Genomic DNA, 10,676 nt, shown 5'->3' on the forward strand with positions numbered 1-10,676 from the left:
GGTCACCGGCGGCGCCCGCTACTCCGCCGACGAGCCGGTGCCGGTGACCTTGGCTCGGCCCTCGACGCGGGGCCGCGCGGCCCCGACGGCTCCCGCGGTCGTCGGGACCGAGGATTCAGCGTTCATGGGTGATCTCCTTCAGTACGGCGAAGCCGCCAGGTCGGTCAAGACGGCCACGATGAGATTGCGCGCCAGCGTCACCTTGTAGGCGTTGCCGGGCAACGGCTCGGCGGCGGCCAGCTCGGCTTCGGCGGCCGTCCGGAACCGGTCGGCGGTGGCGGGGCCGTCCAGCAGCAGGCTCTCGGCGGTCCTGGCGCGCCAGGGCCGCGACGCGACCCCGCCGAGGGCGATCCGCGAGCTGCGCACCACCCCGTCGCGGATGTCCAGGTCGGCGGCGATGGACACGGTCGCGAAGGCGTACGACGCGCGTTCGCGGACCTTCCGATACCGCGAGAGCGGCGAGATGGCGGACTCCGGGAGACGCACCGCGGTGATCAGGGCTCCGGGCGGCAACGCCGTCTCCCGCTCTGGCGTGTCGCCGACGGGCAGGTAGAACTCCTCCAGTGGGATGTCCCCGGCGCCGTCGAGGGTCTCGTAGCGCACGACCGCGTCGAACGCGGCCAGCGCGACCGCCATGTCCGATGGGTTCGTGGCCACGCAGTGCGGCGACCAGCTGAGGACGGCGTGGTTGTGGTGCGCGCCGGCGATCGCTGAGCATCCGCTGCCGGGGGCGCGTTTGTTGCACGGTTGCGAGGGGTCGGCGAAGTAGGAGCACCGGGTCCGCTGCAACAGGTTCCCTGCCATCGTGGCCATGTTGCGCAGCTGGCCTGACGCGCCCGCCAGCACTGCCTGGCTCAGCGCCGGATACCGGCGCCGCACCTCGGGGTGGGCGGCGAGATCGCTGTTGGTCGTCGTCGCACCGATCTCCAGCCCACCGCCGGGTACCTGCCGGATGCCGTCCAGCGGAAGGAAACGAACGTCCACCAGCCGGGTGGGGGACTCGACACCGGCTTTCATCAGGTCGACGAGGTTCGTGCCGCCGCCGAGGTAGTGGACGTCGTCGTTCCCGGCGACCAGTCTGAGCGCCTCACTGATCCCCGAGGCGCGCTGATAGGCGAACTCCTTCATCGGGCCTCCTCCAGGATCGCGCGCACGATCGACGGGTACGCGCCGCAGCGGCACAGGTTGCCGCTCATCCGCTCGCGCACCTCTGCCGCGTCCAACGCCGGCGCCGGGCCGTCCGGGCAGAGATCGGCGGTGACCGCGCTGGGCCAGCCCGCCGCGTGCTCGGCCAGCATCCCGATGGCCGAGCAGAGCTGCCCGGACGTGCAGTAACCGCACTGGAACCCGTCGAGCCGTACGAAAGCCTGCTGGATCGGCCGTAACTCGCCGTCACCGGCGAGGCCTTCGACGGTTGTGACCTCGGCGCCCTCGGCGGCGACCGCCAGCGTCAGGCAGGACAGCACCCGCCTGCCGTCCAGCAGCACGGTGCAGGCGCCGCACTGGCCGTGGTCGCAGCCCTTCTTCGGCCCGGTGTGGCCGGTGTCCTCGCGCAACGCGTCGAGCAGCGTCCTGCGATTGTCGAGGCACAAACGATGTGTCGCGTCGTTGACGCGCAGCGAGATCACACTGCGGGTGTCGTTGGTCATGGTCTTCCTTCCTTCAGGCGCGGCATGCCCGGGCGCGTGAGGCCGGATGGCAGGGGGCTGGCGGCGCATGCGTCGCGGCTGGCCCGCTCGCGCGCGTACCGGGTGGTCTCGACGACGATCAGAGTGATCAGGAGGGTCACCAGTCCCGCCAGCCCAGCCAGCGGCGGCAGGACGACGGCAGCCGGCGTGGCCGCAAGGATGGCGCAGGCCGCCAGCAGCCGGGGGCGGCTCAGCGTGTGGTGCATGCGGCGCTCGAACAGCAGATGCCCGACGAGGTACAGCGTGAAGCCACCGAAGAGAGCGAGCGCGGAGAACACGCCCAGCGGCCGGCTGTCCCCAGCGTGTGCGAGCACGCCCTCCACACCCAGGGCGGTGAGCAGGATGCCGGCGATGAGAGGCAGGTGCCCGTAGGTGTAGGCCTCGACAGCCAGGCGCAGCCTCGTTTCGCCCCGTGCCTGTCCGAGCCGGTGCTCGGCCGCACGTGCCACCACCTCGAAGTACAGCCACCACAGGCACACCGCGACGGCGACGCCGAGGACGGCGGCGAGCAGCAGGGCCCCGCTCATGGGCCGGTCGGCGGCGCCGACGCCGATGGCCAGGAACGACTCGCCGATGGCCAGGATGACGAACAGGCCATGACGCTCGCTCAGGTGGGCCGGGCTGTGCAGCCGCCACTGGCCGTGCCTAGCCGTGAGGTAGATGCCGACCCAGTCCACCAGGAGGGCGACGGAGAACAGAAGCACCTGTGTCCAGCCCCCGAGCAGCGCCCCGGACACCAGCAGAACCGCGCTCGTCAGCATGGGCAGCCAGGTGATCGCGATCTGCCGTCGCAGCCCGGCGTCACCGGTCGCGGCCACCGCGAAGACCGCGAGGTGCACCCAGCGGACCAGCAGGCAGGCGCCCACCAGCACCACAGGGCCGTTCAGGCCGCCCGGCCCGTCGTCCCATGCTTCGGGGATGGTCAGGCCGACGACGAACATCGCCGTCATCGCGACGACCATTCCCACCCGCGGCAGACCCTGGTCGGCTCGTGAGTGGTTGCCCAGCCAGGTGTAGCCGGACCAGGTGCCCCACAACAGTGCGAGCATCAGCAGTCCCCGGAGCACGCCGGGAGCGCTGTGCTGCTGGGCCATATAGCCGTTGAGCTGCGTTATCGCGAAGACGTAGACCAGGTCGAAGAACAACTCGAAGGGCGTCGCACGATGGTCCTCACCGGTGGAGCGAACGTTGCCGTGTCCACGTCTCACACCCATGGTCACCCCTCCAGGTCATGCGACACGTGCGCGTCCATCGGGAACCAGCGGGCGCGTCTGCGCCGGAACGCGGGGCCTTCGGCAGAAGTAAACGAATGCGGGCGGCGAGCCGCTGCTGGATGGCCCCGGTGAACGCGCCTGTACCGGGGCCGAGTTCGACGACGAGCGGGTCACCGTCGCGCGGGATGGGCGAGGTGATCAAGTCGGCCAACGGCTCACCGCTCGGCGCGACAGCGCCGACGGTGAAGGGGGACCGGAGGAACTCTCGCAGGAACGCGGCACGGTTGACGGCGCTCATCGGTTGGCCCCTTGTGCTGGCTGAAGGGCCTCGTCCGGCGAGGCGGGGGTCAGGACGCGGGCGAGCCAGTCGTTGCGGGTACGGCGGGCGGTGGCGGAGATCCGGGCATGGGGGTAGAGCGCGTCGAATCCGTGGAAGCCGCCCGCCCAGACATGCAGCTCTGCCTGGCCGCCGGCCGCCCAGATCCTGGTGGCGTAGGTGACGTCCTCATCGCGGAAGACCTCTGCCGTGCCGGCGTCGATGTAGGCGGTCGGCAGGCCGGACAGGTCGCCGGCGGTCGCAGGTGAGACATAGATGGACACAGCCTGGTCGGCCAGGGGGCCGAGGACCGATCGCCATCCGAACTCGTTCATCTCGCGGGTCCAGACACCGGGGTCGCCGGAGAACTGGTGGCTGGAGACGGTGATGTTGCGATGGTCGAGCATGGGACAGATCAGCACCTGCGCGGCGACGGCGGGGGCGCCGCGGTCACGCGCCAGAAGGGCGAGCCCGGCAGCGAGACCACCGCCGGCGCTGGCCCCCGCGACGATGATGCGCCCCGGGTTGATACCGAGCTCGCCAGCGTGCTCGGCGATCCAGAGCAGGCCCTGGTAGCAGTCTTCGACCAAGGTCGAGCCGGTTGCCTCCGGTGCCAGCCGGTAGTCGACGGTGGCCACGACGGCGCCGAACAGTTCGAGCCATTCCAGCGGGATGTCGATGTTCGAGAACCGGTCACCCATGATCATTCCGCCACCGTGGATCCAGTAGACGCACGGCGCCGCCGCCGTGGAACGGCCGGGGGTGAAGATCGACAGGGGGATCTGGGCGCCGTCTTGGCCGGTCACCGTCACCTCGCGCCGGTCGATCGCGCGACCCTCGAGGTACGGTTCCACCGATGTCACGGACAGGTGGCGCATCTGGGCGAGCATCTCGGGGTCGAGCCGGGATACCAGGGGCATGTCCGCAAGAAGCTCCCGCAGTTCGGGATCGAGGTCGGGTCTGGCCAATGTCACGATGAGCTCCTCCTGGTTCAGGTTCAGAAAGCGGCTTTGCCGCCGACCGGCACCGCGTCGGCGTATTCGGACTCGCCGGCGAGCAGCGACTGCAGGCGTGCGACCAACGCCTGCGCCTGCTGGGTGGCAAAGAACATTGCGTGCGCCTCCCGGCTGACCCACCCTTCCGTGACGTGCACGACGTCCCGGTTGCCGGACGAACGGCTGACCAGGAACACGACGCAGTCCTTGTTCGGTAGTGACGGTGCGTTGAGCAGAAGCTGGACCAGTTCGTCGCCCTTACCCGGCTGCGCCGTCATCGTCGCGTGAAATCCATGGCCGACAGACATGGGGACGACCTCCTCACTGTGGTGCGCTGTTCGCTTGTCTCACGCCCCACTTTCGGCGCCGCCCAGGCGGCCCCACATCAGTCATTCGACTCCGAGTTCACGGCCTTTCCCAGGGCAGGCGACCTACTTGCGTGTGGAGTCACGCCTCTGGAAAACGGCCTGTCCAGGGACCACCGACCCTGGGCGATTAGGTCATATGACAGATGCCTCGGTGCGACTCCGTGTCTCACCATCGAGGATGTGACGAGGCTTCCAAGTCCAGAGCAGCTGTCCAAGCGCGAGGTCCGGGACCGTGCCCTGTTCGATCTGGAGGACGGGCCGGTGACCCCGTCGAACCATGCTGAGCTGACGGCTGTCGCGCGTCTGCTCAACGTGCTGCTGGCGAGCCTGGTCGTGTCCTCGTTGCAGTACGAGCAGCATGCGCACCTCGTCCGCGCGCCGTCATACCGGCCGATCTCCGAGTTTCTCCACGCCTGCGCGGACCAGGACCGTGGTGGGGCCAGGTTGCTCGCGGCGCGGATCTGGCAGCTCGGCTTCGCCGCCGACTACGACCCGCAGCACCTGTCCGCCCGGTCGTGCGTCACCTTCCAGACCTTCCCCGACGGGGACCTCACGGGCATCGTTACGCAGGATCTCCTCACGGCGCGGATCCTCGTCCAGACCCTGCAGGAGGCGGTGCGCTGGGTCGGGAACAGCGATCCGACCACCCGGCAACTGCTGGAGCGGCTGCTCGAAGAGAAGGAGAGCCAGGCTGACGCGCTCAGCGCGCAGGCGGCTGCGACTCGCCGGGATGCGACGACAGCGCATCCCTGAGCCCCGCGCGGGAGGTGACGCCAAGCTTGGGGAAGATCCGGTACAGATGCGCGCCGACCGTTCGATGCGACAGGTACAGGCGCTCGGCGATCTGCTTGTTGCTCAGCCCGCTCGCCGCCAGCTGCGCGATCTGAGCCTCCTGCGCAGTCAGGGCGGTCGGACCACCCGACGGCATGTCAACCTGCCGGTGGCCGGCCGCGCTCAGCTCGCTCCGGGTGCGCGCCAGCCACGGCTCCGCGCCCATGGCGGCGAACCCGTCACAGGCGAGGAGCAGCTGCCGACGAGCCTCCGACGCCGATCGGCCACGGCGGAGCCTCTCGCCGAACGCGAGCCGTACCCGCGACGCGTCGAACAACCACCGCTCGCTCGCGGGACTGGCCAGCAGAGCCTCCAGCCGCGACATCGCCGCGTCGTCATCGAGAACGAGAGCCTCCGCGCCGGCCTGGATCAGCGCCATCCTGCTCGACAGCGAGGCCACGTCGGCAGCCCGCATCGCCTCTACGTGCGCCCTGGCCTCGACCGTGCGTCCGACTCGCACCGCCGCCTCGACCAGGTCGAACATGACCCAGGTGCAGTGCGGTGCATGCGAGGCCAGGACGCCGGGCGGGCTCATCGCGGCGGCGTGCCGGAAGGCGGCGTCGTAGTCGCCCCGGCCCAGCGCAGCCAGGGCGCGCGGATGGTGCGCAAACAGGGCCGCAGCCGACACACCGCGCGGCAGCGCCCAGTGCGTGATCTCGTCGGCCAGTGTGTACGCCTCGTCGAAACGGCCCCGGCCGGCGGCGACGATCGCCCTGTTGTACAGGAAATACCACTCGAAGAACGAGAAGCCGCTGGCGTCACAGACCCGATGCCCTTCCAGAGCGAGTTCCTCGGCCTCGTCCCACCGGCCGACGAGGTAGTCGTCCAGGCACAGGTGCATCAGGGCGCCGAGGTGCCGGCGGGGTGCTCCGCCGTCCCGCCCCTGCTGGACCAGGCGCCATGAGGACTCGCGGCAGTCGGCCAGGCGGTCCAGGTAGACCGATGCCGTACCGATCCGCATGATGCGCGTGGGATCCCCCTCGTCGGGGAGGGAGCGGAGGATTTCATCGATCGCCGGCCGGGCCGAAGCTGCGGTGCGTACGGGGTCGGGGAACGTCTTGCTCGCCAGTGCGAGCACGTCGGGCGGCGACGGCTTCAGCCTGCGCAGCGCCCGGTAGAACGGTTCCCAGTACTCCGGATCGCTGCCGTACCAGCACAGCAGCAGCAAGGTGTGCATGGCTTCGATCAGGGCGGGATTGTCGGCGCGGAATCCGTGGTCGCCGGTCTCGATGGCTCCCAGCAGGAGGCGGTGCGCGGTGTTCACATCGCCGTCTCCGTTGAGCATCAGGAAGGCGGCCGCGTTGGCGGCCAGCAGGGAACCCGCCGAGTCCGGGTCCGACCGGCGCGCATCCGTCAGGAGCGACTGGGCGTCCTCGACGGCGCCGCCGGCTTCGGCACCGATGTAGGCGGCCTCGGCGAGCCGTCGGCCACGGCTCGCGCTGGTCGAGCTGAGTTCGGCGGCGCGGATCAGAGCCGCAACCGCGGCGAAGGTGTCTCCGCGGAGCATGACGCGGTGCGCCGAGTCCTCCAGCAGCTGCGCCACCGTCTCATCCGGTCCGGTGGCAGCCGCCGCGAGGTGCCACGCGCGGCGTTCCTGGTCGACGTCCAACGCTCCGGCGAGAGCGAGGTGCGCGCTGCGTCGCTCCTCGTGGGTGGACACCGCCACGATCGCCGACCGGATCAGCGGGTGCCGGAACGCGATCCGCGCCGTGGCGTCGTCCACGCGTACCAACTGCGCCCGCTCGGCCGGGGCGAGGCCGGCCAGGCCGTGCCCGGCCCCCACGGCGGCTCTGAGCACCCTGACGTCGCCGTTGCCCTCGAACGTGGCCAGCAGTAGCAGCCTGCGGGTCGGCTCCGGCAGATCAGCCATCCGCGTGGCGAACATCGCCTGGAGCCTGTCGCTGAGCGGAACCACCTCAAGGTGGGTCACCGGGTGATGCGCAGCACCCAGCAGCGTGGACGGCAGCTCAGTCAGCGCCAGCGGATTGCCTTGGGCGAGGTCGAGCAGCCGTCGCCGGACGCGCGGCGGCATCTCCGGGAAACCAGCGTCGACCAACTGCCCGGACGCCTCATGGTCCAGCGGCCGGACCGTCATCTCGGTCAGTCCCCGCGGATCCAGGAAGCTCGCCGCGCCCGTTCTGGCGGAGACCAGCAGCCCGGCCTGGGTACCCTCCAGGCGGCGGGCGACGAAGCTCAAGACGACGGCGCTGGCCCGGTCGATCCAGTGCACATCGTCCACCAGAAGAGCGAGCGGCGCATCGGCGGCTACCGCCTTGACGAGCAAGAGCGTCGCGTTGCAGACCAGGAGCGCGTCCGTGGGCGCCCCCACACCGAAACCGAGCGCCACCGACAACGCCTCCCGCAGACCGGGCGGGAGGCGCTCGATGTCGGCGTTCAGCGGCAGAAGCAGCTGGTTGAGGCAGGAGTAACTGACTTCCGCCTCGAACTCCGACCCTGACGCTCGCAGAACCCGCATGTCCGCCGTGATGGCGAGCTCTGCCACGGCGGCCATGAGAGCGGATTTGCCCACCCCGGGCTCGCCCCAGAGCAACCGCGCGTCGCCGCGTTGCCGGGCGGCATCGAGAAAACCGGCGAGCTGGTCGAGCTCGGTACGGCGTCCGAAGAGTTCACCGCCGCCCACAGGCACCTCACAGCGTCGGCCATGTCCTACCTGCCCGACGCGACTCGCCGCACCACGACGGCTGTCCATAAGGCGTCGCGAGCATATCCCGCGATGCGGCGGACATGGTGGCGTCATTGGCCTCCTTCGGCCGAGAAGGCAGGATCGGGCAACAGTTAGCGAGAATCGAACAAGCCAGAGACCTGGAAGCGCCAAGGCGCGTCTTGACCGTCGCGGCCAGCCCGGCCGGCGCCTGCGGCGCACGATGCGCCGCCCCAGAGAGGGCGACCTCGCCGTCGATCCCGGCCGTCCGGCGCCCGGTGTTGCGTTGAGTGACCTGGCGGACGCTGACCAGCGTGTTCGACCAGGACCTCAGCATCGTCTTCTGCAAGGACCGGACCACCGTGGCCCGGTCCTGCTCCCGCGTCGCCTTGAAGATCCTGCGCCGCAGCCTCACTCCGTTGGGCGGCGTACCTGGAGAACAGCGGTCCGGCGATGAGCACGCCCAGGCCCAGCGCGATACCGAGATCGGCCTTGAGGGCGTCGATGGCGACCAGCGGTCCCAGGTGGGGAGGGACGAGCCCGTGCATCACCGACAGGCCCGCGAGCGCAGCCGGGACAAGCCGGCCGGGGGAGGTCGTGGCGGGCTCGGCGAGCATGATCAGAACGGTGCTCACCTCGCCCTCCCGGCCTCGCCTGCGTCTCGGGGGCCACCGGGATCGGCGGGACCGATGGGGTACGGGTCCGGTCGTGTCCGGGGGACGGCCGTCGCGGCGAGGTAGGCGTCCACGAGCTCGCCGACGGGCCTGGCGAAGTCGAGGACGATCCCGTGCTCTTCGGGCCCGAGGGGCTCCAGGGTCCTGAACTGCGAGTCGACCAGCGAGGCGGGCATGAAGTGCCCCGGCCGGCCGGCGACCCTCCGGCGTACGGCGTCGATCTCGCCGTGCAGATGGACGAAGTTCACCGTCGGTGCGGATTCCCGCAGGATGTCGCGGTAGCTCCGCTTGAGCGCCGAGCAGCTCGCCACCCCGCCGGTGGCGGCGTGGTCGGCGAGCCAGGTACCGATCGCGCGCAGCCACGGCAGCCGGTCGTCGTCGTCGAGGGGGATGCCCGCCGACATCTTGGCGATGTTGGCCTCGTTGTGGAAGTCGTCGGCGTCGGCGAACGGCACCCGTAACCGCCGGCTGAGGGCGGCGCCCACGGTGGTCTTGCCGGAACCGGTCACGCCCATGACGACGAGTGGCGCGGTTCCGGGAGTCGGTGCGGCGGAATCCCCAGCGGGGTTCATTGAGGAGGGCCTCCCATGTCGCTCTGCGCGACAGTCTGACGGGGTTGGTGATGACCGACGTGGGATCACGGTCGACTCGGCCGCTGAGGGAGGCAGGGGCGTCAGGGCTTGCGGGCGATGCCGCAGAACTGGGACACCTCATCGGGCTCGCCCCACGGGCTGTGTTCCGGACGCCATCTGGAGCAGGACACCACGCCGGGCTCCAGCAACTCCAGACCGTCGAAGAACGTGACGAGGTGGTCGCGGTCGCGGGCCACGATCGGGGTGCCGCCTCGCTCCATGAACTGCCGCATCGCCTCGTGCATGGCATCGCCGTGGACCTCGGCGGTGGCGTGCGCGATCACCAGGTAGCTGCCCGAGGGGACGGCGTCGACCAGGTCCCGTACGACCTGCCTGGCCTCGTCGTCGTCGGTGATGTGATGCAGGATCCCCAGCAGCATCAGCGCGACGGGTTCGGTGAGGTCGAGGGTCTTCTCGGCGGCCCGCAGGATGCGGTGGGGTTCGCGCAGGTCGGCGTCGATGTAGTTGGTGACCCCTTCGGGGGTGCTGATGAGCAGGGCGCGGGCGTGTACCAGGACCAGCGGGTCGTTGTCGACGTAGACGACCCGGGACTCCGGGGCGATCCGCTGCGCCACCTCGTGGGTGTTGTCGGCGGTGGGCAGGCCCGTGCCGATGTCGAGGAACTGGCGGATACCGGCGTCGGCGACGAGGTGGCGGACGCAGCGGCCCAGGAACGCCCGGTCGGCCCGGGCCGAGTCGACGATGCCGGGGATGAGCCCCTCGACCATGTCGCCGGCGTCGCGGTCGGCGGGATAGTTGTCTTTTCCGCCCAGCCAGTAATTCCAGATGCGGGCCGAATGTGGCCGGTCGGCATCAAGTTCCACGGGCTGCCAGTCTGATTCGCGAGAGGTACTCATGGGGGCCGGTTCCGTTCATGAGGTATTCGCACTGAATGGGATGGGATGTAGTGGATCACATCCGCGACGGTCACGGCAAACCCCCTCGATGCCTATGGTCGCGGCAGGCCGGTGCCGGACCCGCTGCCGGCCCCTGCGGTGGTCTGCGGCCTTCGGGGCGTGGAGAAGGCGGGGTCGGGTCGTCGTGAAACTCGCGTGCCCGGGATTTTCCGCGACAGTTCAGTGGTGTGAAGAGAGCTTCGGGATCTGCGTCTATGTAATATCGCTAATATCGTGATAAATGCTCTGGATGACTACCGAATTCCGGCAACGTTCCAGTAACGCTTCGCTGTCTTCCGCCTATTCTGGTGGCGGAAAGTTATATTGACGCTGACGGGGAAGGCGTGTGCTGCCGACTGGATCTCGGCGCCCGGAATACGGTTGCTGGGAATCATGGAAG

At 69.7% G+C, this 10,676-nt stretch carries 10 protein-coding genes and 1 pseudogene; 1 reads left to right on the top strand and 10 read right to left on the bottom strand.

The window, feature by feature from the left end:
* Positions 1 to 138: 138 nt before the first annotated feature.
* From ABZ260_RS37030 to ABZ260_RS37050, 5 genes are all read right to left on the bottom strand, one after another.
* Positions 139 to 1,128: a xanthine dehydrogenase family protein subunit M gene (locus ABZ260_RS37030; protein ID WP_355626858.1), complete on the bottom strand. Its 990-nt coding sequence runs from the start codon at positions 1,126 to 1,128 to the stop codon at positions 139 to 141.
* Positions 1,125 to 1,649 carry a 2Fe-2S iron-sulfur cluster-binding protein gene (locus ABZ260_RS37035; protein ID WP_355626860.1) on the bottom strand — a complete coding sequence of 175 codons (525 nt, stop codon included), beginning with the start codon at positions 1,647 to 1,649 and terminating at the stop codon, positions 1,125 to 1,127. Before ABZ260_RS37035 ends, ABZ260_RS37030 begins: the two co-directional genes overlap by 4 nt.
* Complete coding sequence (locus tag ABZ260_RS37040) at positions 1,646 to 2,902, bottom strand: low temperature requirement protein A (protein WP_355626862.1); 1,257 nt, start codon at positions 2,900 to 2,902, stop codon at positions 1,646 to 1,648. The genes ABZ260_RS37035 and ABZ260_RS37040 overlap by 4 nt, the downstream gene beginning before the upstream one ends.
* Before the next feature lie 294 nt (positions 2,903 to 3,196).
* Positions 3,197 to 4,192, bottom strand: coding sequence for an alpha/beta hydrolase (locus ABZ260_RS37045; RefSeq protein ID WP_355626864.1), 996 nt, complete (start codon positions 4,190 to 4,192; stop codon positions 3,197 to 3,199).
* A gap of 23 nt (positions 4,193 to 4,215) precedes the next feature.
* Positions 4,216 to 4,521, bottom strand: a complete 306-nt coding sequence (locus tag ABZ260_RS37050; protein WP_355551094.1) for an antibiotic biosynthesis monooxygenase — start codon at positions 4,519 to 4,521, stop codon at positions 4,216 to 4,218.
* 240 nt (positions 4,522 to 4,761) lie between these two features.
* Here ABZ260_RS37050 and ABZ260_RS37055 point away from each other — a divergent pair, with 240 nt between their 5' ends.
* The gene (locus tag ABZ260_RS37055; protein ID WP_355626866.1) at positions 4,762 to 5,334 is read left to right on the top strand and encodes a ferritin-like domain-containing protein; all 573 of its coding nucleotides are present in this window, start codon (positions 4,762 to 4,764) and stop codon (positions 5,332 to 5,334) included.
* On the opposite strand, the gene ABZ260_RS37060 is transcribed toward ABZ260_RS37055, so the two are convergent.
* From ABZ260_RS37060 to ABZ260_RS37080, 5 genes and pseudogenes are all read right to left on the bottom strand, one after another.
* The gene (locus tag ABZ260_RS37060) at positions 5,282 to 8,053 is read right to left on the bottom strand and encodes an AAA family ATPase (RefSeq protein WP_355626868.1); all 2,772 of its coding nucleotides are present in this window, start codon (positions 8,051 to 8,053) and stop codon (positions 5,282 to 5,284) included. The two genes, ABZ260_RS37055 and ABZ260_RS37060, sit on opposite strands and share 53 nt — an antisense overlap.
* 7 nt (positions 8,054 to 8,060) lie before the next feature.
* Complete coding sequence (locus tag ABZ260_RS37065) at positions 8,061 to 8,489, bottom strand: reverse transcriptase N-terminal domain-containing protein (RefSeq protein ID WP_355626874.1); 429 nt, start codon at positions 8,487 to 8,489, stop codon at positions 8,061 to 8,063.
* A gap of 4 nt (positions 8,490 to 8,493) precedes the next feature.
* Positions 8,494 to 8,691 (bottom strand): annotated as a pseudogene (locus ABZ260_RS37070) (hypothetical protein); the annotation flags it as partial.
* Between the two features lie 14 nt (positions 8,692 to 8,705).
* Entirely contained in the window at positions 8,706 to 9,320 is a 615-nt protein-coding gene (locus ABZ260_RS37075) for a gluconokinase (RefSeq protein WP_355626870.1), read from the bottom strand.
* A 101-nt stretch (positions 9,321 to 9,421) separates the two neighbouring features.
* Positions 9,422 to 10,237: an SAM-dependent methyltransferase gene (locus tag ABZ260_RS37080; RefSeq protein WP_355626872.1), complete on the bottom strand. Its 816-nt coding sequence runs from the start codon at positions 10,235 to 10,237 to the stop codon at positions 9,422 to 9,424.
* Positions 10,238 to 10,676 lie beyond the last annotated feature (439 nt).

Source organism: Streptosporangium sp. NPDC006013 (genome assembly GCF_040614275.1).
Lineage (GTDB): Bacteria > Actinomycetota > Actinomycetes > Streptosporangiales > Streptosporangiaceae > Streptosporangium.